This is a genomic window from Bradyrhizobium sp. CCBAU 45321 (genome assembly GCF_028128975.1).
Taxonomy (GTDB): domain Bacteria; phylum Pseudomonadota; class Alphaproteobacteria; order Rhizobiales; family Xanthobacteraceae; genus Bradyrhizobium; species Bradyrhizobium yuanmingense.
This window is the reverse complement of sequence record NZ_LFKZ01000017.1, coordinates 722,486-747,049: the sequence shown is the minus strand read 5'-3', so window position 1 is coordinate 747,049 and position 24,564 is coordinate 722,486. Positions and strand designations below refer to the sequence as shown.

The 24,564-nt window shown below is 65.4% G+C and carries 23 protein-coding genes and 1 pseudogene; 13 read left to right on the top strand and 11 right to left on the bottom strand.

Going from position 1 to position 24,564, the window contains the following annotated elements; all coding sequences use genetic code 11:
* The 5 genes and pseudogenes from ACM43_RS09460 to ACM43_RS09440 form a co-directional block, all read left to right on the top strand.
* Positions 1 to 168, top strand: a pseudogene (locus tag ACM43_RS09460) (chemotaxis protein CheW); the annotation flags it as partial.
* A 31-nt stretch (positions 169 to 199) separates the two neighbouring features.
* On the top strand, positions 200 to 586 hold the full coding sequence (locus tag ACM43_RS09455) for a response regulator (RefSeq protein ID WP_018321619.1): 387 nt from the start codon (positions 200 to 202) through the stop codon (positions 584 to 586).
* A gap of 61 nt (positions 587 to 647) precedes the next feature.
* Entirely contained in the window at positions 648 to 1,526 is an 879-nt protein-coding gene (locus tag ACM43_RS09450) for a CheR family methyltransferase (RefSeq protein ID WP_109141791.1), read from the top strand.
* A 2-nt stretch (positions 1,527 to 1,528) separates the two neighbouring features.
* Positions 1,529 to 1,846, top strand: coding sequence for a hypothetical protein (locus tag ACM43_RS09445; RefSeq protein ID WP_036015908.1), 318 nt, complete (start codon positions 1,529 to 1,531; stop codon positions 1,844 to 1,846).
* A 141-nt stretch (positions 1,847 to 1,987) separates the two neighbouring features.
* On the top strand, positions 1,988 to 2,491 hold the full coding sequence (locus ACM43_RS09440; RefSeq protein ID WP_036044884.1) for a response regulator: 504 nt from the start codon (positions 1,988 to 1,990) through the stop codon (positions 2,489 to 2,491).
* A gap of 21 nt (positions 2,492 to 2,512) precedes the next feature.
* Here ACM43_RS09440 and ACM43_RS09435 read toward each other — a convergent pair whose 3' ends face one another.
* Positions 2,513 to 2,815 carry a hypothetical protein gene (locus ACM43_RS09435; protein ID WP_271539812.1) on the bottom strand — a complete coding sequence of 101 codons (303 nt, stop codon included), beginning with the start codon at positions 2,813 to 2,815 and terminating at the stop codon, positions 2,513 to 2,515.
* A gap of 149 nt (positions 2,816 to 2,964) precedes the next feature.
* Between ACM43_RS09435 and ACM43_RS09430 the strand changes: the two genes are divergently transcribed.
* The gene (locus tag ACM43_RS09430; RefSeq protein WP_026202588.1) at positions 2,965 to 3,600 is read left to right on the top strand and encodes a response regulator transcription factor; all 636 of its coding nucleotides are present in this window, start codon (positions 2,965 to 2,967) and stop codon (positions 3,598 to 3,600) included.
* Between the two features lie 155 nt (positions 3,601 to 3,755).
* On the opposite strand, the gene ACM43_RS09425 is transcribed toward ACM43_RS09430, so the two are convergent.
* On the bottom strand, positions 3,756 to 7,364 hold the full coding sequence (locus ACM43_RS09425; RefSeq protein WP_271539811.1) for a PAS domain S-box protein: 3,609 nt from the start codon (positions 7,362 to 7,364) through the stop codon (positions 3,756 to 3,758).
* Positions 7,342 to 7,761, bottom strand: a complete 420-nt coding sequence (locus tag ACM43_RS09420) for a response regulator (RefSeq protein ID WP_271539810.1) — start codon at positions 7,759 to 7,761, stop codon at positions 7,342 to 7,344. Before ACM43_RS09420 ends, ACM43_RS09425 begins: the two co-directional genes overlap by 23 nt.
* Before the next feature lie 252 nt (positions 7,762 to 8,013).
* Here ACM43_RS09420 and araD point away from each other — a divergent pair, with 252 nt between their 5' ends.
* Positions 8,014 to 9,753, top strand: a complete 1,740-nt coding sequence (gene araD, locus ACM43_RS09415) for an L-arabinonate dehydratase (protein WP_271539809.1) — start codon at positions 8,014 to 8,016, stop codon at positions 9,751 to 9,753.
* 125 nt (positions 9,754 to 9,878) lie between these two features.
* On the top strand, positions 9,879 to 10,598 hold the full coding sequence (locus ACM43_RS09410; protein WP_271539808.1) for a ribonuclease activity regulator RraA: 720 nt from the start codon (positions 9,879 to 9,881) through the stop codon (positions 10,596 to 10,598).
* Positions 10,599 to 10,715: 117 nt separating this feature from the next.
* Here ACM43_RS09410 and ACM43_RS09405 read toward each other — a convergent pair whose 3' ends face one another.
* The gene (locus tag ACM43_RS09405) at positions 10,716 to 12,821 is read right to left on the bottom strand and encodes a S9 family peptidase (RefSeq protein ID WP_271539807.1); all 2,106 of its coding nucleotides are present in this window, start codon (positions 12,819 to 12,821) and stop codon (positions 10,716 to 10,718) included.
* Positions 12,822 to 13,126: 305 nt separating this feature from the next.
* Here ACM43_RS09405 and ACM43_RS09400 point away from each other — a divergent pair, with 305 nt between their 5' ends.
* Positions 13,127 to 14,563 (top strand): MBOAT family O-acyltransferase, encoded by a 1,437-nt coding sequence (locus tag ACM43_RS09400; RefSeq protein WP_442869280.1) that lies wholly within the window; start codon positions 13,127 to 13,129, stop codon positions 14,561 to 14,563.
* Entirely contained in the window at positions 14,563 to 15,672 is a 1,110-nt protein-coding gene (locus tag ACM43_RS09395; protein ID WP_271539805.1) for a hypothetical protein, read from the top strand. The genes ACM43_RS09400 and ACM43_RS09395 overlap by 1 nt, the downstream gene beginning before the upstream one ends.
* 151 nt (positions 15,673 to 15,823) lie before the next feature.
* Here the strand turns inward: ACM43_RS09395 and ACM43_RS09390 are convergent, their stop codons facing one another.
* The 3 genes from ACM43_RS09390 to ACM43_RS09380 all read right to left on the bottom strand — a co-directional run bounded on the left by ACM43_RS09390 (position 15,824) and on the right by ACM43_RS09380 (position 19,732).
* Entirely contained in the window at positions 15,824 to 17,011 is a 1,188-nt protein-coding gene (locus tag ACM43_RS09390; RefSeq protein ID WP_271539804.1) for a pyridoxal-phosphate-dependent aminotransferase family protein, read from the bottom strand.
* 106 nt (positions 17,012 to 17,117) lie between these two features.
* Entirely contained in the window at positions 17,118 to 17,843 is a 726-nt protein-coding gene (locus ACM43_RS09385) for a thermonuclease family protein (RefSeq protein ID WP_271539803.1), read from the bottom strand.
* Positions 17,844 to 18,001: 158 nt separating this feature from the next.
* A complete protein-coding gene (locus tag ACM43_RS09380; RefSeq protein WP_271539802.1) occupies positions 18,002 to 19,732 on the bottom strand; it encodes a hypothetical protein in 1,731 nt (576 codons plus the stop codon).
* Between the two features lie 420 nt (positions 19,733 to 20,152).
* Here ACM43_RS09380 and ACM43_RS09375 point away from each other — a divergent pair, with 420 nt between their 5' ends.
* Positions 20,153 to 21,001 (top strand): caspase family protein, encoded by an 849-nt coding sequence (locus tag ACM43_RS09375; RefSeq protein ID WP_157287219.1) that lies wholly within the window; start codon positions 20,153 to 20,155, stop codon positions 20,999 to 21,001.
* Between the two features lie 117 nt (positions 21,002 to 21,118).
* Here ACM43_RS09375 and ACM43_RS09370 read toward each other — a convergent pair whose 3' ends face one another.
* The 4 genes from ACM43_RS09370 to ACM43_RS09355 all read right to left on the bottom strand — a co-directional run bounded on the left by ACM43_RS09370 (position 21,119) and on the right by ACM43_RS09355 (position 23,852).
* The gene (locus ACM43_RS09370) at positions 21,119 to 22,012 is read right to left on the bottom strand and encodes an efflux RND transporter periplasmic adaptor subunit (RefSeq protein ID WP_271539801.1); all 894 of its coding nucleotides are present in this window, start codon (positions 22,010 to 22,012) and stop codon (positions 21,119 to 21,121) included.
* A 200-nt stretch (positions 22,013 to 22,212) separates the two neighbouring features.
* The gene (locus ACM43_RS09365; RefSeq protein WP_271539800.1) at positions 22,213 to 22,383 is read right to left on the bottom strand and encodes a hypothetical protein; all 171 of its coding nucleotides are present in this window, start codon (positions 22,381 to 22,383) and stop codon (positions 22,213 to 22,215) included.
* 68 nt (positions 22,384 to 22,451) lie between these two features.
* Positions 22,452 to 23,579 (bottom strand): lactonase family protein, encoded by a 1,128-nt coding sequence (locus ACM43_RS09360; protein WP_271539834.1) that lies wholly within the window; start codon positions 23,577 to 23,579, stop codon positions 22,452 to 22,454.
* A gap of 141 nt (positions 23,580 to 23,720) precedes the next feature.
* Positions 23,721 to 23,852, bottom strand: coding sequence for a hypothetical protein (locus ACM43_RS09355; protein WP_271539799.1), 132 nt, complete (start codon positions 23,850 to 23,852; stop codon positions 23,721 to 23,723).
* 147 nt (positions 23,853 to 23,999) lie between these two features.
* Between ACM43_RS09355 and ACM43_RS09350 the strand changes: the two genes are divergently transcribed.
* Complete coding sequence (locus ACM43_RS09350) at positions 24,000 to 24,176, top strand: hypothetical protein (protein WP_271539798.1); 177 nt, start codon at positions 24,000 to 24,002, stop codon at positions 24,174 to 24,176.
* A 98-nt stretch (positions 24,177 to 24,274) separates the two neighbouring features.
* A complete protein-coding gene (locus tag ACM43_RS09345; protein ID WP_256375387.1) occupies positions 24,275 to 24,397 on the top strand; it encodes a hypothetical protein in 123 nt (40 codons plus the stop codon).
* Positions 24,398 to 24,564 lie beyond the last annotated feature (167 nt).

Below are 24,564 nucleotides of genomic sequence, written 5' to 3'. Positions count from 1 at the left end.
GAGGTGCTGCGCCTGCCCGAGGACGGCAAGGAAGAAAACCCCGTCAACCTCGACCCCCGCATGGCCAAGCTCGCCGGCGGCGTCCACCGCCTCGACGGCCAGCTCATGGTCGTCCTCGACGTCGACCGTGTCCTCGAGCTCGAAACCAAGACGCAAATGGCCGCCTGAGCCAACGAAACATCGAAGCCGGAGAACAGAAATGAAGACGTGTTTGGTGGTCGATGATTCCAGCGTGGTGCGCAAGATCGCGCGCCGGATCCTGGAAGGTCTGGAGTTCGAGGTCACCGAGGCCGAGGACGGCTCGAAGGCGCTCGAAATCTGCCAACGGCAGCTGCCCGACGCGGTGCTGCTCGACTGGAACATGCCGGTCATGGACGGCTTCGAGTTCATGGGCCACATGCGCCGCCTGCCCGGCGGCGACCAGCCGAAGGTGGTGTTCTGCACCACTGAGAACAACGTGGCTCATATCGCTCAGGCGCTCAGCGGCGGCGCCAACGAGTACATCATGAAGCCCTTCGACAAGGACATCATCGCCGACAAGTTCGCTGAAGTTGGTTTGATCCCGGTCGGACAAGCCATGGTCTGAGTGTGTCCGGCCCAAAGCACTTGGGCCAGAGTGTTCCAGTACAGCTTTCGAGAGGCCATCCGTGACCCCGACCGAGTATGAGTATCTGCGTAAGTTCCTGAAGGATAATTCCGGTCTCGACCTGTCCGCAGACAAGCAATATCTGATCGAAAGCCGCCTGCTGCCGCTGGCCCGCAAGGCCGGGCTGTCCGGCATCGCCGAGCTCGTGCAGAAGCTGCAAGGCGGTTCGCGCCAGCTGATCACCGACGTGGTCGAGGCCATGACCACCAACGAGACCTTCTTCTTCCGCGACAAGGTCCCGTTCGATCATTTCCGCGACCACATCATGCCGGAGATCATCAAGGCGCGTGCGGCCAAGCGCAGCGTGCGCATCTGGTGTGCTGCCGGCTCGACCGGGCAGGAGCCCTATTCGCTGGCGATGTGCCTGAAGGAGATGGGCGCGGCCCTCACCGGCTGGCGCGTCGAGATCATCGCGACCGACCTGTCGCAAGAGGTACTGGAGAAGGCCAAGGCCGGCGTCTACAGCCAGTTCGAGGTGCAGCGCGGCCTGCCGATCCAGATGCTGGTGAAATATTTCAGGCAGACCGGCGAGACCTGGCAGATCAATCCCGAATTGCGGGCGATGATCCAGCACCGCCAGCTCAACCTGCTGCACGACTTCGCCCAGCTCGGCACCTTCGACGTCATCTTCTGCCGCAACGTGCTGATCTATTTCGACCAGGACACCAAGATCAATATCTTCAACCGCCTGGCGCGCCAGATCGAGCCCGACGGCTTCCTGGTGCTCGGCGCCGCCGAGACCGTGGTTGGACTGACCGACACGTTCCGGCCGATTCCGGAGCGGCGCGGCCTCTACAAGCCGAATGATCCGCGCGCGGCCGCGGCCAAGCCGGTTCTCGCCGGTGCGGCGCCGCGCATGGCGGCGATGGCGGGACGATAATCATGGCCGAGGATGGCAAGGGCGCGGAGCGTGTGACCTTCAGCCGCGGCTATGATGTCTGCATCATGGCCATCGACGGCACCTGGCGGCGCGACTGCAAGCTCAACGCGATCTCCGACACCGACGCAGTACTCACCGTGGAAGGCTCGATCCAGGGCTTGAACCTGAAGGAGTTCTTCCTGCTGCTGTCGTCCACGGGTCTCGCCTATCGTCGCTGCGAGCTGGTCCGTGTCAACGGCGCCGAAATGGACATCCAGTTCCTGCGCGGCAAGAACCGGAAGAAGCGCGGTGCGGCCGGCGGCCACGACGCTGCGGCCTGATCTCGCCGCCGCCGTCGCTGCGCTTTCCGGTCCTTTGCTTCACATTTGCTGAACGTTTCAGAGTCAATTGCCCGCGGCAGCTTTACGCGGCTTCAGCGCGAGCCGTGTATCCATTGACGCTCTCAATCTCAGGATCCGGTAATGCCCAGAAGTTCTCTTTCCCCGATCTCGTCAAACCTGCCCGACGGCTCCGAGCGGCGTGCACTTCAGCTCCTGGTGGTCGATGACGACGCCACGCAGCGCCGCCTGATCACGGTCGCGGCCAAGCAGGCGGGCCACGAGGTCACCGTGGCGCCATCGGTGGCGGACGCGATCGAGAAGCTGCGCGCCGCGCGCTTCGACTGCGTGACGCTCGATCTCGTGCTGGAGGATGGCGACGGCGTCGACGTGCTGCGCGAGATGGCGAGCGCGAAGTTTGCAGGCTCCGTGATCGTCATCAGCGGCATGGACGGCAAGCGCCGCAGTGCCGCTCGCAGCTTCGCCCGTTCCGTCGGGATCGAGCTCCAGAGCCTGCCGAAGCCGCTGGATCTCGCGGCGCTGCGCATCAGCCTCGCCAACCTCGGCAAGACCGCGATGGGTCTGCCGGCGATTCACACCTGGGGTGGTGTCGCCACCGACGCGATCGTGGAACGGCACCGCGCTTGAGCTTGCGGAGCTGCGATGCGGTCAGATGCGGCCGCCCGCCGTGTTGCCGGATTCCGACAGACATTGGAGGGCGTGGCTGAGCCCCGCCCGACAGGCATTGAGGGCCGCGCTTGCGCTGGCGTAGCGGGGCGTGACGTCGTCGAGCAAGACGATATCTACGGAACCTTCCGGATCGCTGCCGTGTTCTTGATCCATGGCTGCGGCGATCCGGCGCATGCTGGTCTCGATCTGTGCGATCAGCAAACGAAGGTCCGCCGCAATCAGCTCACGGCTCTCGACTTCGGACGTTGCGACGGGAGGCGGCGTGTCGGCTAAATTTAGCATGGATATTCTCCGTCCACCGCAAATAGGCGCCATGCCGCTACTTGTGCGTTAAGTCCATGTCCCGTACAAATACGGGTGGGCCGAATCCGCGCCGAGCGCCGTAACGATTGGCGCGGACGCGAGTCCTTCATGCCAACCGGATGTGGCACATGGCCGAACAAAGCTCTCGCGGTGAAATCTTCGTAGTCGATGACGACCCTGCCGTTCGCGACACCTTGTCGATGGTGTTGAAGGCGGCGGGCTATGAGGTGATCTGTTTCGCGGACGGTGCAGCGCTGCTTTCCGTGGCGCGAAACCGCACGCCGGCGGCAATCCTGCTCGACGTGAATATTCCCGGGAAGTCGGGTCTCGATATCCTGAAGGAGCTGCACGGCGAGGACTATCCGGCTCCGATCTTCATGATCTCCGGGCAGGGCGACATCGCGATGGCGGTGGGCGCGATCAAGAGCGGCGCGCTCGACTTCATCGAGAAGCCGTTCCGCGGCAGCGAGATCGTCGGCCGTCTCGACGAGGCGATCGGTGCGTATGCACGCAGGCAGGCGGAGAACGCGTCGCCGAAATTCGGCTCGCTGCATTTCCCCGGCCGCGAGCCGCTGACGCGCAGGGAGCGCGAGGTGCTGGAGCAGTTCGCCTCCGGCGCCTCCAACAAGGAGGCCGGCCGCACGCTCGGCATCAGTCCGCGCACCATCGAGGACCACCGTGCCAACATCATGAAGAAGCTCGGCGCGCGCAATGCCGCCGACCTGATCCGCATCGTGATGACCGCGGCCCAGCGCGCGTCGTAGGCGCTGGTTCTCTCTCGTGCCCCGGACGCGGCGCATCATGAAATGATGCGCCGCTGAGCCGGGGCCCATCCTTCCAACTTCACGGCTAACGTTCTGGGTCCCGGCTCTGCACAGCAGCGCTTACGCGCCGCAGTGCGTCCGGGACACCAGAGCCTTCACCCGCTCAACGCCTTGCGGATGATCCGCGCCAGATCCGATTTGCGATAGGGCTTGGCCAGCAACATCACGCCGGAATCCAGCCGGCCGTGATGGATGATCGCGTTTTCTGTGTAGCCTGACGTGTAGACCACCTTGAGATCCGGGCGCGTCTTCATCAGCTCGTCCGCGAGCTGCCGTCCGTTCATCTTGCCGGGCATGATGACGTCGGTGAACAGAAGGTCGAACGGCTTGCCGGCCGCGACGATCGCGAGCGCCTCCGCGGCGTTCGCGGCCTGCAACGTGACGTAACCCAGCGAATGCAACTGCGCCAGGACGTAGTCGCGCACCAGCCGGTCGTCCTCGACCACCAGGATCGTCTCGTGTCCGCCCTCGATCGTCGCCGGCGTCACGCCCTCGCCGACCGCCGTCGGCGTCTTGCCGGGCGGCAGATACATCTTGATCGTGGTGCCGTGCCCCTCCTCGCTGTAGATCTTGATGTGACCTGCGGACTGCTTGATGAAGCCGTAAACCATCGAAAGCCCGAGTCCGGTGCCCTTGCCGGGTCCCTTCGAGGTGAAGAAGGGATCGAACACCCGGGGCAGCATGTGCGCAGGGATTCCGGTGCCGGTGTCGCTCACGGCGATCAGCACGTAGTGCCCCGGCGGCACGTCGTTGGCGCTGGCATAGACCTCGTCGAGATAGGCGGCGCCGGTCTCCACGATCAGCTTGCCGCCGCCGGGCATGGCGTCGCGCGCATTGAGCGCGAGGTTGAGGATCGCGGTGGTGAGCTGGTTGGGATCGACGATGGCGACGCAATTCTCGTCCTCGAACACCGATTCGATCTGGATCTGCTCGCCGAGCGTCGGACGCAACAATTTCGCGGTGTCGACGATCAGCGAGTTGATGTCGATCTCGCGCGGCTGGAGCGGCTGCTTGCGTGCGAAGGCGAGCAGGTGCTGGGTCAGATCGGCGCCGCGCGCGGCCGCCTCGTCGATCATCTTGGTGATCGCCGCGAGCTGCGGCTCCTTGGCGACCGCCTCCGCGAGAATTTCGATCGTCCCGGTGATGACGGTGAGAATGTTGTTGAAGTCATGCGCCACGCCGCCGGTCAGCTGGCCGACGGCCTCCATCTTCTCGGCATGGCGGATGCGCTCCTCGGCGGCGATCTTGTCGGTGAGGTCGCGGTAGAAGACGTTGAACAGCAGGCCCTCGCGCCGCTTCAGCGCTGTGACGCTCAACTCGGCCTTGAATTCCTTGCCGTCGCGCCGGCAGCACATCAGCTCGCGGCGGCGGTTCAGCGTCCGGCCACCCTCGTCTTCGAGGAAGCGTTTCAGGCCGGCTCGGACCCGGTCACGTTCGCTCTCGGCGACGATGAGGTCGATCGTGCTCTTGCCGAGCACCTCGTCGCGGCGCCAGCCGAACAGCCGTTCGGCCTGCGAGTTCCAGTTCAGGATGCTTCCGGTCTCGTCGGTCTGGACGAAGGCGTCAAGCGAAGTCTCGACGATGTTGCGGGCGAGCCGCTCGCTCTCGCGCAGCGATTCCTGTGCGAGCCGCGCTTCGGTCATGTCGCGCCCGACAAAGAAGAAGCGATGTGCCTGCTCGGACCAACTGCCGAGCCAGGATAGCCACACCTCGTGCCCGTTCTTGTGCAAGCAGCGGGTGTCGGCCAGCTTGACGCGCTCGCCGCGGCGCATCGCCCGCATCTCGGCACGGGACTGCTCCAGATGAGCGGGATGAATGAAGTCGGCGCCGCTGCGGCCGATCATCTCGACCGGCCGATAGCCGAGAATGGTCTCGCTGCTCGGGCTGATCTGCGCGACATGGCCGTGCGCGTCCATGATCATGATCAGGTCCTGCGACGTCTCGAAGATCTGCCGCCGCTCCTCAAGCTGGTGCTGCAGTGCCCGCTCCGCGCGCCGCGCCTCGGTCAGGCTGCGCGCGCTTCCGGACGCGCCGATGATTTCGCCCGACGGTCCCTTGATCGGCGACAGGCCGAGCGAAATCTCGACCGGCGTGCCGTCCTTGCGCAGGCGGACCGTCTCGAAGCGTTCAATCGGCTCGCCCCGCGCGATCCGCCGCAGATAGTCCTTGCCCTGTTCGCGGCGGTCGGGCGGGACGATGATCGAGGTGGGCTTGCCGATCGCCTCCTCCGCCGTATAGCCGTAAAGGCGTTCGGCGGCCGGATTCCAGCCGGTGATGATGGCATCGAGCGTCTGCATGACGATCGCATCGTCGGACGATTCCACCGCGGCGCTGAACAGGTTCTCGCGCGCCGCGTGGTGGCTTCGCGCGGCCTCGGTGCGGCGATGCTCCTCGATCTCGCGCTCGAGCGCGGCCGTTTTCGCGCGCATCTCCTCCACCATCCGCGCAAAGGCCCGTGCCAGCACGCCGGTCTCGCCGCTGGCATCGACGGGGATGTCCGCGGGACGTCCGCTGCCGATGGCCTGCACCGCCTCCGTCAGACGCCCGATCGGGCGGGTCAACGAACGCGCCAGCAGCACCGCGAGCGCAGCCGCGGCGAGAACGGCCAGCACGCCGACGAGCACGGACGTTCTTTGAATGGCGGCCGGTACGCGGCCGAACACCGACGGGGGAACGGTCACGACGATGGCGACCCATTCCTTGCCCGCAAGCGATAACGGCACGAATGCCGCGCCGCTCGTCCGGCCCGACTCGTCGGTCGTGACGCGTGTGACCACGTCCGACGTGCCGGCCAGGGCTGAGAGGAACGGAAGGTCTTTGCGCCAATCGGCCGGATGGCCTCGCGATGACCCGAACTCCCGCGCCCGGTCGGGATGGACGAGATAGTCGCCGCGCGCATTCACGACGTAGATTTCTCCGCCCGAGGTCGTCGTCGCGCGGAGCCGGTCGAGGGCCGGGCGCATGTCGATATTGGCCACGATGATGCCGAACGGCTTGTCGTCGGCTGTGAACAGCGGCATCGCCGCGCGCATGGTCGGCGCGCGAGGCGCCGTCGTTCCCCCCTGACGGGTCGCGAGCTCGATGGGAGACACATAGATCTCGCCGGGCCCGAGCCGTATGGCTTCCTGGAAGTAGGCGCGGCCACTCTTGCGCTCCAATTCGCTGTCCGGAGCGATCCGGGCTGCTCCGTTGGGCCCCGATCGATCGACGTGGACCAGTTCGCGCTGGTCGTCATCGACGCCGATGATCCTGAACTGCCCGTAGATGGGCTTGGCGTCGATCTCGGCCGCGAGCCGCGCCGCGATACGCTCGCGCCAGGTCTGCTCCGAGACGCCGTCCGCCGGATCGATCCCGCCGCCGGCATGAGCCCGGATGAGGCCGTTGATTGCCGCTGCGGCGCGATAGCCGATCAGATCGCCGCGCACGCCGGCGACGTAGGATTCAAGGTTGGTCGCGAGCAGGCGCGATTGGGCTTCGACCCGCTCCAGCACCCGAGGAATGACGGCCTGTGTGGTGTTGCGATAGCCCAACCATCCGACTGCGGCCACGGTGACCGCAACCAGCAGGATCATCGCGATGGCCAGCCGCGTGGCCAGCGTCGTTGCTGCTCGCATGGGGAGTTTCGCCGGACCTGCCGCATCGCTGAGCCACTTCTGGCTTGCAGCAGAGGAGGCGTTCTTGTCATCGGCGGCCGGAACGGACATCGGACCCCTCTGGCGCGTCGGCCTTCAGGCAATCTGCGACCACGGCAAGCAGTGCATCGGGCCGGAACGGCTTTTGCAGGCTGGCCACGGCGCCGAGCTTGGTCGCCATCTTCAGGAAGTCCGGCTCCGCATAGGCATCCGGCGTGAGCGAACGGCCGGAGATGACGACGATCGGAACGGCCGGGGCCAGCGCCCGAATGTGACGCATCGTCTCCAGTCCGTCCATGCCGGGCATGAAGATGTCGAGAAACAGCAGGTCGAACCGGCTGGCCTCGAACAGCGCCACCCCCTTGCGGCCATCGCCGGCGACCGTCACGTGATGACCAGCCCGTTCCAGCAGCAGCCGGATGGTGAACTGGACGGCCGGGTCGTCATCCACGATCAGGATGTTGGCCACGTCTGAAACCTCCGGAGTCGGCGGGGTTAGTCCCACCAACCGCAAATCAAGCCAATCAACTCGAAATTGTTGCGCGGATTCTTGTCTGCCGGCAAGCACTTCGGCCGGAGCTGCCGCTGTGTTGCGCTGCACTGCCGCTATGCACGCCTGAGTGCATAGCAGAGGCCCGCCTCCCGCCCGCCCAGCGCCTTGCCCGGGATGGATTGTCTGTGAGAAGAGCAGGACGAATCCTCCGGACGGACAAGGAAAGAGATGACCAACAAGAAGAAGACGCCCGACCAGCTCCGCAGCGCGCGTTGGTTCGCGCCCGACGATCTGCGCTCGTTCGGCCATCGCTCCCGCGCCATGCAGATGGGCTACGCGCCCGAGGAGTGGAAGGACCGCCCGATCATCGCGATCCTCAACACCTGGTCTGACGCGCAGCCCTGTCACATGCACTTCAAGTCGCGCGTCGAGGACGTCAAGCGGGGCATCCTGATGGCGGGGGGCCTGCCGCTGGAGCTGCCGGCGCTGTCGCTGTCGGAATCGCTGCTCAAGCCCACCACCATGCTCTATCGCAACCTGCTGGCGATGGACGCCGAAGAGTTGCTGCGCAGCCATCCCGTCGACGGCGTGGTGCTGATGGGCGGCTGCGACAAGACCACGCCGGCGCTGCTCCTGGGAGCAACCTCGATGAACATTCCGGCGATCTATCTGCCGGCAGGCCCGATGCTGCGCGGCAATTGGAAGGGCAAGACGCTGGGTTCCGGCTCCGACGGCTGGAAATATTGGGACGAGCGCCGCGCCGGAAAGATCTCCGACAAGGACTGGCTCGACATCGAGGCCGGCATCGCCCGCAGCTACGGCACCTGCATGACCATGGGTACCGCCTCGACCATGACTGCGATTGCGGAAGCGATCGGCATGACGCTGCCCGGCGCTTCCTCGATTCCCGCCGCCGACGCCAACCATATCCGCATGGCCAGCGAATGCGGCCGCCGCATCGTCGAGATGGTGTGGGAGGATCTGACGCCGAAGGTGATCCAGACCCGCAAGGCGTTCGAGAACGCGATCGCGGTCGCGATGGCGATGGGCTGTTCCACCAACGCCATCATCCATCTGATCGCGCAGGCCCGCCGCGCCGGCCAGGACATCGGCCTCGACGATTTCGAGAAGGCGAGCCGCAAGGTGCCCGTCATCGCCAACGTCCGCCCGAGCGGCGATGCGTACCTGATGGAGGACTTCTTCTACGCCGGCGGCCTGCCGGCGCTGATGGGCCAGATCAAGCCGCATCTGCATCTCGACTGCGTCACGGTCACAGGCAAGACGCTGGGCGAGAACATCGAGGGGGCCGAGGTCTACAATGCCGACGTGATCCGCGGTATCGACAATCCCATCTACAAGGAGGGCGCGCTCGCCGTGCTCAAGGGCAATCTCGCGCCCGACGGCTGCGTCATAAAACCCTCCGCCTGCGCGCCGCGCTTTCTCAAGCATACCGGCCCCGCGCTGGTGTTCGACGATTATCCCGCGATGAAGAAGGCGGTCGACGATCCCGATCTCGACGTCACCGAGGATCACATCCTGATCCTGCGCAATGCGGGCCCGCAGGGCGGGCCGGGCATGCCGGAATGGGGCATGCTGCCGATCCCGACCAAGCTCGTGAAGCAGGGCGTACGCGACATGGTACGCATCTCGGATGCGCGCATGAGCGGCACCAGCTACGGCGCCTGCATCCTGCACGTCTCGCCGGAATCCTACATCGGCGGCCCGCTGGCACTGGTGCAGAACGGCGACCGCATCACGCTCGATGTCGCTGCGCGCACCATCAATCTCGATGTCGGCGAAACCGAGCTCGCAAAGCGCCGCGCGGCCTGGAAGCAGCCCGAGCGCCGCTTCGAGCGCGGCTATGGCTGGATGTTCACAAGGCACATCAAGCAGGCCAATGACGGCTGCGACTTCGACTTCCTCGAGACCGATTTCGGCGCGCCGATCGGCGAGCCGTCGATTTACTGACCCCCTGTCATTCCGGGGCGCGCCGCTTGGCGCGAGCCCGGAATCCATAACCACAATCGGGAGTATGGATTCCGGGCCTGCTCCATTCCGGCGCATCCCGGAATGACGAGATGAGAGAGCACGACATGACCAAACTTTCCGAAGCCACCCGCACAAAACTCAAATCCGTCTCCACCGCCACCGTCGCCACCGCTCTGTTCAAGCGCGGTCTGCGCATCCAGATGATTCAGGATGTCCGCCCCTTGAGCCCGGACCAGCCGACCATGGTCGGCGAGGCCTTCACGCTGCGCTACATGCCGGCGCGCGAGGACCTCAACACCATCGACGTGTTCAGGGACCGCTCCCATCCGCAGCGCAAAGCGGTCGAGGATTGCCCGCCGGGCGCGGTGCTGGTGATGGACAGCCGCAAGGATGCGCGCGCGGCCTCGGCCGGCGCGATCCTGGTGACGCGCCTGATGAAGCGCGGCGTCGCCGGCGTCGTCACCGACGGCGGCTTTCGCGACTCCGCCGAGATCTCAAGGCTCGGCTTTCCCGCCTTCCACCATCGCCCCTCGGCGCCGACCAACCTGACGCTGCATCAGGCGATCGAGATCAACGTGCCGATCGGCTGCGGCGATGCGCCGGTGTTTCCCGGCGACGTCATCCTCGGCGATGCCGACGGGGTCATCGTGATCCCCGCGCATTTGGCAGAAGAGATCGCCAATGAAACTTTCGAGATGACAGCGTTCGAGGATTTCGTCACCGAGGAAGTCGGCAAGGGCCGCGGCATCTTCGGTCTCTATCCCGCCACCGATCCGCAGACGCTCACCGATTTCGCGGAATGGCGCAAGAAGAACGGGCGGTAGTTCCTTCAGCTGCCGTAGAGTGGGCAAAGCGAAGCGTGCCCACCTTGCCTTGACGATTGAGAGATCGTGGGCACGGCGCTACGCGCCTTTGCCCACCCTACAAGGCTGCGGCGATGGCTACACCCCGGCCTCCGCCGTTCCCGCCGCCCACAGCGCGAACGCGTACACGATCGCGACCTCGTCGAGCCGGTCGAAGCGGCCCGAGGCGCCGCCGTGGCCGGCGCCCATGTTGGTGCGGAGCAGGACCGGGCCACCGCCGCTCATTGTGGCGCGCAGGCGCGCGATCCATTTGGCGGGCTCCCAGTAAGTGACCCGGGGATCGGTCAATCCGCCCATCGCCAGGATCGCCGGATAATCCTTTGCCGCGACGTTGTCATAAGGCGAATACGACAGGATGGTGCGGAAATCCTTCTCGCTCTCGATCGGGTTGCCCCATTCCGGCCATTCCGGCGGCGTCAGCGGCAGCGTGTCGTCGAGCATGGTGTTGAGCACGTCGACGAACGGCACCTCTGCGACGATGCCGGCGAACAATTCGCCGGCGCGGTTGGCGACCGCGCCCATCAGCATGCCGCCGGCCGAGCCGCCATGACCGACGATGCGCTTGGCGCTGGTGTATTTCGCAGCGATCAGTGCCCGCGCGCTGGCCGCGAAATCGTCGAAGCTGTTCGTCTTCTTCTCGCGCTTGCCGTCGAGATACCAGCCCCAGCCTTTGTCGGCGCCGCCGCGGATATGGGCGATGGCATAGACGAAGCCGCGATCGACCAGCGACAGGCGGTTGGCGCTGAACGAAGCCGGCATCGCCATGCCGTAGGAGCCGTAGCCGTAGAGCAACAGCGGCGCCGCGCCGTCGAGCTTCAACCCGCGGCGATAGAGGATCGAGACCGGCACCTCGGCGCCATCATGCGATTTCGCCATGATGCGCGTCGTGACGTAGTCGGACGAGTTATGACCTGACGGAATCTCCTGCCGCTTGCGCAAGGTGCGCGTGCGCTTGACCATGTCGTAATCATAGACTTCCGACGGCGTCGTCATCGACGAATAGGAAAAGCGCAGATTGGTCGTCTCGAACTCGTAGGAGCCCATCGTGTCGAGCGAGTAAGCCGCCTCGTCGAAGGCGATGGCATGCTCCTCGTTTGAGACGAGATCGCGGATCACGACCGACGGCAGCGCATTGGCGCGCTCGAGCCGCACCAGATGGCCGGCATAGAGATCGAGGTCGATGATGTAGATGCCGGGCCGATACGGAATTAGATCGCGCCAGTTCTTGCGCTCGGGCTGGCTAAGCGGCGCGGTGACGATCTTGAAGTCGATGGCGTCGTCGGCATTGGTAAGGATGAACAGTTCGTCGCCGCGATCGGCGAGCGAATATTGCACGCCCTCCTCGCGCGTCGCGACGAGGCGCGGCGGCGCCTCGGGATTGGCGAGATCGATCAGCCGCTGCTCGCTAGTCTCGTGATCGCCGCCGGCGATGACGCAGAAGCGGCCGCTGGTGCTTTCATGCAGGTGGGTGAACCAGCCGGCATCCTGCTCCTCATAGACCAGCGTGTCGTCGGCCTGCTTGGTGCCGAGCTTGTGCCGCCACACCTGCATCGGCCGATGATTGTCGTCGAGCTTCACATAGAAGAAGGACTTGGCATCCGCGGCCCAGACCACGCCGCCGTCGGTCTCCTCGACGAGATCGTCGAGATCCTTGCCCGTCGCCCAGTCGCGGACGCGGATCGAAAAATATTCCGAGCCCTTGGTGTCCGCGCTCCAGGCCTGCAGCTTGTGATCGTAGGAGTGGCGGCTGCCGCCGAACTTGAAATATTGGTGGTCCTTGGCGAGCGCGTCGCCATCGAGCACGATATGGCCTTCGCCGCCGTCGCGCGGCATGCGCCCGAACAGCTCGTGCTGCCCGCCCTCGCGAAACCTGCGGAAATAGGCGAAGGGGCCGTCGGGCGACGGCACGCTCGAATCGTCCTCCTTGATCCGCCCGCGCATCTCCCGCACCAGCGTCTTCTGCAGGCCCGAGGTGTGGCCGAGCAGGCTCTCGGTGTAGGCGTTCTCCTCGTCGAGATATTTGCGGATATCAGGGTCGAGCACTCCGGGATCGCGCAGCACCTCCTGCCAGTTCGCGTCCTTCAGCCAGGCATAGTCGTCGGTCACGGTGATGCCGTGCCGCGTGAAGGAATGCGGCCGGCGCGGGGCGACGGGGGGCTTCGAAGGCGTCTTGGCTTGGGTCACTCGGTCCTCATTCGTCAGCACATCGTCTTGTCTTAACCTCGCCCCGCTTGCGGGGAGAGGTCGCCGCGAAGCGGCGGGTGAGGGGGTACAGGTCCCTCGACCATCTCGCCTGCGGAGACAGGCCCCTCACCCCAACCCTCTCCCCGTGAGAACGGGGAGAGGGAGAAGAAGGGCCGCCGCTTGTTCGCGCGTTCCCTTATATCGTTCCGATTCCGCGGATTGCCAGCGCGACCGCCCATGCTGCCGGGTTGTTGATCGGCCCCTTGTGTGCTTTGAGGGACAATATCCCGCCGCCGGTCCAGCCGATGCTGTTCAATTCCTATGCGTTCATCCTGCTGTTCCTGCCGGTCGTGCTCGCCGGCTATTTCCGGCTCGGCCGGCGCAGCAATCTGGCTCCGGTGGTCTGGCTGGCGCTGGCTTCGATCACCTTCTACGCAATCGGCGGCTGGCAGTTCGTCGCCCTGCTGCTGCTCTCGATCGCCTTCAACTACGGCGTCGGCCATCTTCTCATCGTGGCGGAGCTCACGCAGCCGCAACGGAAGGCCGCGCTCGCGCTCGGCCTCGCCGGCGATCTCCTCATGCTCGGCATCTTCAAATATGCCGGCTTCGTCGCCGAGAACGTCAACGCGCTGCTCGGCACGCATGTCGCGCTCCACATCCTGCTGCCGGTCGGCATCTCCTTCTACACCTTCACCCAGATCGCGTTCCTGGTCGACGCTTATCGCGGTCAGGTCGCGGCCTATGCGCTGCCGCATTACGCGCTGTTCGTGACTTACTTCCCGCATCTGATCGCGGGGCCCATCCTCCATCACAAGGACATGATCCCGCAATTCGAGCACGAGGAGACCAAGCGCCCGGACGGGCATCTCATGTTGTGCGGAATCATCATCTTCGCGATCGGCCTGTTCAAGAAGACCTGCCTTGCCGACGGCATCCAGCCGCTGGTCGCGCTCGCTTTCGAGGCGCGCTCGCCGAGCTTCGACCAGGCCTGGCTTGGCGCGCTCGCCTACACCTTCCAGCTCTATTTCGACTTCTCCGGCTATTCCGACATGGCGATCGGCATCTCGCTGATGTTCGGCATCTTCCTGCCCGTCAATTTCAATTCGCCCTACAAGGCCACCAGCATCGTCGAGTTCTGGCGGCGCTGGCACGTGACGCTGTCGCAATTCCTACGCGACTATCTCTACATCCCGCTCGGCGGCAACCGCCACGGCCGCGTGCTGCGCTACGTCAATCTGCTGATCACGATGCTGCTCGGCGGGCTCTGGCACGGCGCGGCCTGGACTTTTGTCATTTGGGGCGCGCTGCATGGCGTGTATCTCTGCATCAATCATGCCTTCAATGCCTTGGTGCCGAACGGTCCGCCGCTGATTGCACGCCCAGCTCGCATCGCCGGCGCCGTGCTGACCTTCCTCGCCGTCGTCATCGCCTGGGTGTTCTTCCGCGCCGCGAGTGTGGAATGGGCGTTGCGCGTCCTTCACGCGATGGCTGATCCCGCCAACATCGTGCTCGGCCGCGAGGAGATCGCAGCCCTGGTGCAGGTCACAATCTATGCGGCGCTGGTGTGGCTGGCGCCGAACACGCAAGCGCTGATCGGATACGACCACGGCAACCGCGAGGTCGGCGAGGCCTTGCGGGCAGGGCGCACGCGGCCGTTGGCGCTCTATGCGGCCTCACTGCTGCTCGCCTTCGGCGTCCTGGGCATCCAGAGCCACAGCGAATTCATCTACTTCCGGTTCTGATGCAGGGCGCGTTCATCCATCTCAGGCGTCTTCTGCTGGCGAGCGCGGCCTGCGTGCTTGGCGCCGCAGCGCTCACCTTTATCGTCGATCCCCTGCAGCTGTTCCGCCCCTCGCGCCTGGTCCCGGCCTTCTACTCGGAGGACACGCGCGTGCAGAATGCCGGGCTGATCAGCAGCCAGCCGTTCGACACCGCCTTCATGGGCACCTCGCTCGCGATCCATTTCCGCCAGAGCGACATCGATCGCGCGCTTCGTGTCCGCTCGCTGAAGCTGGCCATGACCGGCTCCAATTCGCGCCAGCAGGCCTTCGTGCTGGAGCAGGCGATCGACCGCGGCGCAAGGCGCGCGATCTGGGAAATGGACGATTTCATCTTCATCGATGCCGCGGACATCGAGACCGACCCCTATTTGTCCGTCGATCTTTATCGCCGAACCGCCAAGGGCATCGCCTCCTATCTGTTCAGCGCGGCGATGACGAAGGAATCGGTGTTCGCGCTGCTGCGGTCCGTCCCGCTGCTGCGGGAGCCGCTGACGCGTGCGTCGTCTTATCTGCCGGTCAAGTTCGCGCTGGCGGACATCGACGACATCTACGCCCTGCCGCGTGATTTCGACGTTGCGCGAGACTACAACGCCAGAAAGACGCTCGCCGCCTTCACCTACATCACTGATCCCGTGCGCCGTCGCTTCCTCGGCGAAGGCTACAGCTACGAAGCCATGGTCCGGCATTTCGAGCACGACGCCGTCGGCCTGATCGCGCGCCACCCCGACGTGACCTTCGACATCTACCTCCCGCCCTATTCGATCCTGCAATTCGTCGCGATGCGCGACGCCTCGCCCGACACGCTGAAGATCGTCACCGCTCTCACGGCGCACATTGCGCAGCGTCTGACGCAACTGCCCAACGTCCGCCTGCACGATTTTCGCGCGATCAAGGTCGTCACGCACGATCTCGACAACTACAGCGACGTCATCCACCATTCGCCGGTGGTGGACGCGAAGGTGTTGAAGTGGCTTGCGAGCGGGGAGCACCGCGTCGACCCGAAAGCGCCGCTCGCGTCGCTGAACGAGCTGAAGGCGCAGGTGGAAGCGTATCGCGCTCCGAGGCCGTAGGGACGTCGCGCAGGACGATTCGAGAATCCCGTGTCCCGGACGCGGTGCGGCGCGAAGTGCCGCTCCGCAGAGCCGGGACCCATCGGAGCCACTGGGCCCCGGCTCAGCAGCGCATCACTCCGTGCTGCGCTGCGTCCGGGGCGCGGCTTTCCTACGCCGCCACCTCGTCCCCGAGATACGACACCGCCGCCTCCAGCCCGCCCTTGCCGTGCGGGATCTTCAGCGCGTTCAGCCCGACCTCGATCACCCCGAGCGTGCCGAGCAGCATCGGCGCGTTGACATGGCCCATATGGGCGATGCGGAAGGCTTGTCCCGAGAGATCGCCGATACCGGTGCCGAGCACGACGCCGCACTTGTCCTTGCAATAGCGTTGCAGCACCGCCGGATCGTGGCCGTTGCTCATCGTCACCGTGGTCACGGTGTTGGAGCGCTCGCTGGCTTCGGCCACGTTGAAGCCGAGCACCTGGCCTTCCGACCAGACCGAGACCGCGCGGCGGGCGGCTTCGCCGAGCAGGCTGTGGCGGCGGAAGGCGTTCTCCAGGCCTTCCTCGTGCAGCATGTCGATCGCCTTGCGCAACGCGAACAGCAGATGCACCGGCGCGGTGCCGGCATATTTGCGATAATTCTCGGTGCCCTCGCGCTCGCTCCAGCTCCAATAGGGCGTCGACATGTTGGCCTTCTTGTGCACCTCGAGCGCGCGCGCATTGGCGGCGACGAAGCCGAGGCCGGGCGGCGTCATCAGGCCCTTCTGCGAGCCGGACATCGCAACGTCGATACCCCATTTGTCCATCTCGAACGGCATGCAGCCGAGCGAGGCGACGGTATCGACCATGTAGAGCGCCGGATGGCCGCTGGCCTTGATCGCCTTGCCGATCGCCTCGATGTCGTTCTGCACGCCGGAGGCCGTGTCGACCTGGACCACGACGACGGCCTTGATGCTGTGCTCCTTGTCGCGGCGCAGGCGTTCCTCGACCTCGTGCGGCCGCACCGCGCGGCGCCAGTCGCCCTTGAGCACCTCGACCTCGGCGCCCATCAGCGCCGCCGCGTTGCCCCAGCCGATCGCAAAGCGTCCGCTCTCCAGCACCAGCACCTTGTCGCCGCGCGACAGCACGTTGCTCAGCGCCGCTTCCCAGGCGCCGTGACCGTTGGCGATGTAGATGTAGGACTTGCCCTTGGTCGCGAACAGCTTGGAGATGTCGCTGAGCAAGCTCTCGGTGAGATCCAGCATCTCCTTGGCGTAGATGTCGATCGCCGGACGGTGCATTGCCCGCAGCACCTCGTCGGGCATCGTGGTGGGCCCGGGGATGGCCAGAAACTCCCGGCCCGCGCGAACGGTCATTGCTGTCGGTCCTTATTGCCAGAGAACAGGATGGTGGGTCGCTGAATCATGGTTCTACGCGGCGTCGCGCCTCGAGAAAAGCGCGCAAAACGCAGGTTCGGGGCTCTTATCTCTTGGTCTCCCGGCATCCGGCCGCTTCGGCCTCTTCAACCGAGCAGAACCAGCGGGTGCCCTTGCTGATTTTCATCTTGATCTGGGTGTACCAGCGGCTGGTCGGCTGGTGATAGATGCACTCGCCGGCGCTGTTCACGTTGCCCTTGATGGTGCAGTCCGGCGACGGCGCGACCGGCCCCGAGGCCGAAGCGAGCAGCACCGCGTGCGCGCCGTCCGGCGGCTTGGTCGCGCCGAGGATCGCGGTCTTCTTGTTGCGCTCGCGCCAGTCCCACGGCGCGATGAAGGCACCCTGCCACATGCCGGCTTTTGCCTCGCGCGCGGCCTTTTCATCCGCCTCATAGTCGCGCGACATGCGGGTGTAGGCCAGCGCCCAGCCGTTGCGCACCAGCCATTTCTGGATGTCCTCGCCGCCAACCTCGCAGCGCGCCACGGCGCGGCCGCGTCGGTCGACCGATCTCGGGTGGCAGATCCAAGTCTTGCCCTCGGCGTATCTGGCGAGCTCATCGCGGGCCGCAACGCCGCAAGTCCAGCGCTCGGTCTTGGTGTTGAGGCAGAGCTGATCGATTGCAGGCGCGTCGATACCGCCGAGCCGGATCCGCGTGGTGCCGATCACCACGGCATCGCCAGCGCGGACCTTTGCCGTGCCGGTGATCTCGGCGGCATCCGCCAGCGAAGGGATGGCGAACAAAGACAGCGCAATCAGGACCTTTCGCAACATTCCCCGTCCAGTTGTGATGAAAATCTCGATAGACGGCGCAATTGTGGTCGGCTTTTGGCCGCGCGGCCAGCGCATGCCGAACAGATAGGCTTTCAACTTCCTGTCATTGGGCGGGCGAGTTGCGAAGGGTGAGTGGCAAATAGGGCGAGTGCCATTCGCTATTCGCCATTCACCATTCGCCTTCGGGCCACCGCCAGCCCCATCAGCACGAACGCCGAGGTCACCTCGGGCCCACCGACCAGGATCCGCGTCGGCGTCTTCATCTTGTTCCATTCATAGGCGCGGAACGGGCCGCGGCGGCCGCCTTCGCCGAGCCCGGCGACGATCACGTTCAGCGCCGGTGCGAAGGCGCGCGGGTCGGCGCCGAGATGGCCGAGCGCGATCAGCGCCAGCGCGGCGTCGAACACGTTCATCTCGGCCGCCATCAGCTCGCCCTTGACGTAGGACAGCACGCGGTGGCGGATGAAATCGAAATCGCCGGCGGGATCGATCGCGGCCTGCGCCGCCAGCGGCAGCGCCAGGAAGGCGGCATAGCAGCGGCCGAAATAGGCGCTGTAGAGCTCCGGCAGATAATAGATGTGCGAGCGCGGATTGGCGAAGGCGCCGCTCGCGGCGAGGCGCTTCTGGAATCCGATGATGCGATGAACGGTGGCGAGCCGCGACGGCGTCTCCAAAACCTTCCAGCGCTCAAGGTTGCGGAAGCTGACCTCGAGAATGTCGAGATTGAGCGTCGGATCGAGATCGTTGCCGTAAGGGCGCTCGCCCTTAAGATTGTCGATCCAGGTCGCAACCCCGCCCTCATAGTCGATATTGTCGTTGAGCGGCACGGTCACGCGCGGTTCGTTGACGCCGGCGCGCACCTGATAGCCCGCATAGAAGTCCAGGAGCGGCTGGTCGATGATGGCGTCGGTACAGCCGGCCTGCGTCGCCGCGGAGATCGAGCACGCCGTGGTGTCGCAATCCGGCACGTAGATGCCGAAGCCGAGATCCTGCTTGATCTGCGCGAAGTAACGGGAGAAGCGCGGATGCGGCGCCGGCGCCAGTGCGGTGACGACGTTGAAGCGCGCGCCGCCCAAGCCCTCGACCTCCTCGCGACTGATGTTGACGCAGAAATCGACCATGTCGGCGATCGCGCGCTCCGCCGCGACCTTGTCGGCCGGGGAGGCGAGCCCGGTCTCGACGAAGCCGAGCAGGGCCTCGATGAAGAACGCGTCGTAATAGGCCGAGCGGTGGCGGATCTGCACCGGCTCCCACATCGGCTCGGCAATGCCTTTCCAGGGCGGATTGACCACGGCGCGCGCGGGCGAGCGCGCGATGAAGACGCGGGCGAGGTTGAACAGCAGCGAGGAATTCTTGTAGCCGCGCGCGTTGAGGCCCGTGAGCGCCATGATCAGCTCGCGGCCGCGGACATCAGGATCGCCGACCAGGTTGAAGGCGGCGTAGGTCGGCAGGAAGCCGTTGCGGCGGTACGAGCCGAGCAGATGCTGCGCGCAATCGCGGATCACGCCGTCGATCTCAGCGCTCTGCGGCATGGTGGCGGTGAACGGCACCGGCGGCGGCCTGGGATGGTCGAGCGCGATGCTGTCGACGAGATCGGCGATCGGTCGCCCGACCGCCGCCCAGTCGGGCTCGGCCTCGTCGCGGGCTTGGGCGAGGGCCGCGCGCAGCCGCGTCAGCGTCCCCTCGTCGCGCAGTTCGGGCAGGCCGGCGCGGCGGAGCAGGATCCGCAGCGCGGGATTGCCGAGCGCGGTCCTGTAGAATTTGGCCAGATGCGGATCGCCGCGGGCCGTATCCGACAATACGGGATCGCAGACGTCGTAAAGCGAGGGGCCGTCCTTCCGCGCCGTCAGCGCCCGGCAGGCGGCGCCGGCAAAATAATGAAAGCTCATGAAATACCTGGTCGCGGGGGCCTTGGTCGGGGACATCAGGCACGCTGGCATCTGCGCGCCACCCCCTGCAAGTCGTTGAAAAGGCTACTCGGATTCGCAGGAAATACAAATGTGACGAACGTCACGGAAAAGCCGGCGCGAGGGCTGCATGGTCGATCCCCGGAATGCTACCGGGAAGCCATCAAAGCAGGACTTGAGCTAGGAGAATTAGCTAACACATTCAGCTACTTAGTTCAAATTTTGGGCAATCTATTGCCCCAGGGCCTATATCCGGTTAAGGGTTTGTTTGGTGCGGCGCCGCAAATTGCGCGCAATTCGGGGGCACTTCCCCGGCCAATCCCTCAAACCTAAAGACGCTATCGCGCTACTCAAACAGTGTGCGCGCGCTTGGATGGTCTTTGGCACAGGAAACGAAGCGAGATGAATGTAAAGCAGCTCGACCTTTCCAGACGTACGATCGCCCTCGCCGCGGCCCTCATCGGCACGGTGTCGCTGGTGATCGGCGCCCATGCTGCTCTCAACATGCGTGCGATCGATGCCGCCAAGGCGGTCTCGACCGACCAGATCACCGGTTCGATCGGCCAGACCTCGCGCCTCGCGCTCGTCATCGGCAATGGACATTATCCCGACGCCAGCGCGCCGCTGACGCAGTCGATCAACGACGCCCGTGCGTTGTCCTCGTCGCTGCGCAAGAACGGCTTCGACGTCGACATGGTGGAAGATGCGACCCGCGACGACATGGTCCGGGCCGTCAACCGCCTGAAGTCCCGGATCACCCGCGACAGCGTCGTCATGCTGTTCTTCGGCGGCTACGGCGTGCAGGCCGGCCGCGAGAGCTACATGCTGCCGGTCGATGCCGTGATCTGGAAGGAAAACGACGTCCGCCGCCATGGCGTCTCCATCGACGGCGTGCTCGACATGATGAAGGAGCAGGGTGCCAAGGCCAAGCTGGTCGTGGTCGATGCCTCCCGCCGCAATCCTTACGAGCGCCGCTTCCGCTCCTACAGCCACGGTCTCGCGCCGATCAGCGCGTCCGACAATGCGCTCATCCTCACCTCCGCCTCGCCCGGCAAGGTCGTCGACGACGGCAAGGGCGAGCACAGCGTGCTGGTCAGCGAGTTCCTCAACAACCTCAGCAAGCCCGGCAGCGCCGAGAGCGTCTTCAACAAGACCCGTCTCGCCATCTCCCGCGCCAGCGAAGGCGACCAGGTCCCGACCGTATCGTCGTCGCTGCTCGAAGACGTCCGTTTCGGCGAAGCCGGCGGTTAGTTTTCGGCTCTTGTAGGGTGGATTAGCCGAAGGCGTAATCCACCGCTTCTCTCTCGTCAGCTTGGAAAGCAAAGAGGTGGGTTACGCCTTCGGCTAACCCACCCTACGACGTGGCCGCTACTTCGCCGCTTCCGCGCTCGCCATCACGGGACGCACCGGATCGCCTTCGCGCAGCAATGCGCCGGCGCGGGCGACGACGACATCGCCCTCGTTGAGGCCGTCGCGGACCTCGATATTGCCGCCCGACATCAAGCCGACCTCGACACGCTTGGTCTCGACCCGGTTGCGGCGGATCACCTGCACCACGGTGCCGGCGGACGAATATTGCACGGCCGTCAGCGGCACCGCCACGTTGCAGCTCTGCCCGGTCTTGATCAGCGCGCGCCCACTCCCATTCAGCAGCAGCCGCTTCTGCGAGGAGATGCCGATATAGACCATGCCCTGCTGGATGTTCGGCTCGACGGTCGGTCCGATGCGGCGCACCTTGCCGCTGATGTCGCCGCCACCTGGGATCCGCACGGTGGCCTGCTGATTGACCGCGAGCTTGCGCACATCGGTGGTGGCGACGAGGCCGACGAGGTCGTACTCGCTGCGCGCCACGATCGTGAACAGCGCCTCGCCCTTGGCCGAGGCGAAGTTGCCGATCTGCGCGGTCGAGGTCGCGATCACCCCCGCCACGGGCGCGGTGACCTGAAGCGTGCCGCCTTCGGGCAGCGCCAGCCGGGCCAGCACCTGGCCCGCGGTGGTGGTGTCGCCGGCTTCCGCCAGCACGTCCGTGACCTTCAGGCCGGGCCGCTCGGGCCGCACCGAGGTTTCCTCGCGCGCGATGATCGTGCCGGTGGCTTCGACGACGTCGGAGAAGCAGGATTTCGCGACCTTCAGCACCGTGACCGCCGGCCCCTTCGGCGCGTCGTCATCGGCGGCGCCGGCCGGATGGGGGCTGAGGACGAGCAGGCCGGCGACGGCTGCGGGGCACAGGTTTCGAACGACGGCGCGGGGCAAATGACGCATCGGAAATTCCAATTGGGTAAATTCCACTTGGGCTACGCCTCCAATCGATAGCAGATGGCCGCCGCCTGCACTACGGCCGCGTCGTCCCGAAACAGGACGCTGCGCCGCCGCAGGCATCGCGGCAAGTCCTTGATGACAAGTCTTTGATGAGTCGCGGGATTGGAGAACAGGTTCGCTCCGAAGAGCTCGCGCGGGGGCCGTCAGCGGCGCCGGTCACCCACCGGCTTGCCACTGGCCCGCTCGATCAGATGCAGCCGCGTGCAGGCCGGACAGGACACCGACACGTGCGTGCGATCGCTCGGCTCGTCGGTAAGCCGATGCTGCACGTTCAGGCCCGTCTGGGGGCATTTGAAGACAATCTGCCGGTCCATGACCGAGATATGACGTCAAGCTGGACCGCGCGAAATTACGGATGTTTACGTAGGTCGACGGCCGCCCCTCACGGCAGTTTCAGGAATTCGACCCAGTTCGGCTTCTTGCCGGTGGGGTAGGATTTCAGCTTGGCCAGCGCGCCGCTGCCCTGGTCGATGGCATGGACCGTCATGCTGTCGGAGAGTTCGCCGACCGCGGCGAGGTAGCGGCCGCTGGGATCGACCTGGAAGCCGCGCGGTTGCTTCTCGGTCGGCACGCTGCCGATCGTGGTCAGCTTGCCGCTCGAGCCGTCGACCTTGTAGGCGGTGAGCGTGCTGGTGGTGCGCTCGGAAGCGTAGAGGAAGCGGCCGTCCGGCGTGATGTGGATGTCGGCCGCCCAAGGTTTTCCCGAAAACCCTTCCGGCAGCGCGGTGGTGCGCTGGATCTCGTCCCACACGCCGTCCCTGGCTTCATAAGTGAAGGCCGCGACGTCGCCGTTCAGCTCGTGGAGGAGATAGACGAACTTGCCGCCGGGGTGAAACACGAAGTGCCGCGGCCCCGATTTCTCCGGCACCTTGTACGCCGGCGGATCGTTCGGCGTCAGGGTGCCGGCCGTGGCATCGAATGCGAAGGCCAGCACCTGATCGGAGCCGAGATTGGTCGCGAATGCGAAGCGGTTGTCGGGCGATGGCAGGAAGGCGTGGGCATTCAGCCCGGTCGGGATCACCTGCTTGGGCTCGCCGGCAACGCCGTTGCCAAGCAGCGGATTCAGCGCGACCTTGTTGCCGCCATAGGAGGCGCTGAACAGGTACTTGCCGCTGCGATCGATGGCGATATGGGCCATGCTGTCGGCGAGCGGTCCGTTGCCGAGATGGCTGAGCTGGCCCGTCTTGGGATCGATCGCAAAGCTCACTGCGAGATAAGGCTGCGAGCGGATTCCGGCAATCAGCGTACGGTGATCGGGCGTGATCGCGAGCGGTGTCGAGGAGCCCGGCTTTTCGACGCCCTTGAAGGCGGCCGTCTGCACGAGCGTCATCTCGCCGCTCTCGCTCATCTTGAACACGCTGATGTCGTTGCTGTCGGCGTTGCCGACATAGACGAAGGTTTCGGCCATACCGGCACAGACTCCAGAAATGAGGGTAAGAGAAGCGAGCAGGGCGGCGGCGATCGCAGCGCGTGGCGCGCGCCATGCGATGGGTCGGATCGGTCTCGGCATGGATCTCATCATGGGCTCCTCCTGAACGCCGGCTCACGGCATTGTCGTTTTTGCCACGAGGATAGCCGGCGGAGCGCCGCCGCACCAAAATCCAGTTGGGATCGATCGATGCCGAAATCGTATCGGTAGCGGGATGCCGGGTCAGCGCACCGCCACGGTTCGGGAGGGCAGATGCAATCCGGACGGCTGGTCCGGTGGGCCGAGCATGGTCCACACGGTGACCGCGACCAGGGCGGACGTCATGAGGGTCCAGAGGATGAGTCGTTTTCGCATAAGGCCAATCCATCGGTGCAAGCCGCGAGGCCAAGGGCCGCGTCAGCGATCCTGCACTGCAAAGAGCGGCGGTTCTATGAGGCCGTTCACAGGGCGAGACAGCCGATGCCGTCGCGAACCAATGCCGTGCGAACGCATTGAACCGGCATGCCCCGCGCCAACGATCTCGAAGGCAAGCCCGACATGGGCGGCAAGCATGGCGGTCAAGCCGGCCAGCCCAAGCCTCCGCCGCGCCCGCACGAGGGCGAGCGCGACGCGGACATCGTGGCAAAGCGCCACACCGGCCAAACCGATCGGGCGGCGCCGCCGACCAAACCAAAATAGTACCTTGCCGCCGCCCTCGCGGCAGGCCCCGCGCCGGGAACGGCGGCATCGCTCTGCCGTTAGCTCGGGGCGTCAGAGAGGGAAAGGGAGGCTGGCTCGTGTTTTGGATCTGTTGGAACACCGCCTGGTCGCTGATCATCAGCGGCATCTGGGTCGCCACGATCGTCAGCCACCCCGATTCCGAATTCGTCGAAGTGCAGGCCGCCAGACGGCAGATGTGAGCGTGCCGCCCTTGTCCAGGCGCGTCCCGGTTCACGTCATGCTGCCGGGCATTGCGGTGCGCGTGATGCAATGTTGACCAGGGTCCGTCGGCCGGAGTTCCCGACCGTCTCAGCGAGGCGATGACCGCGAGCTCCGAGGTTTGATCCTATCTGTCCCTCGGGGGAGG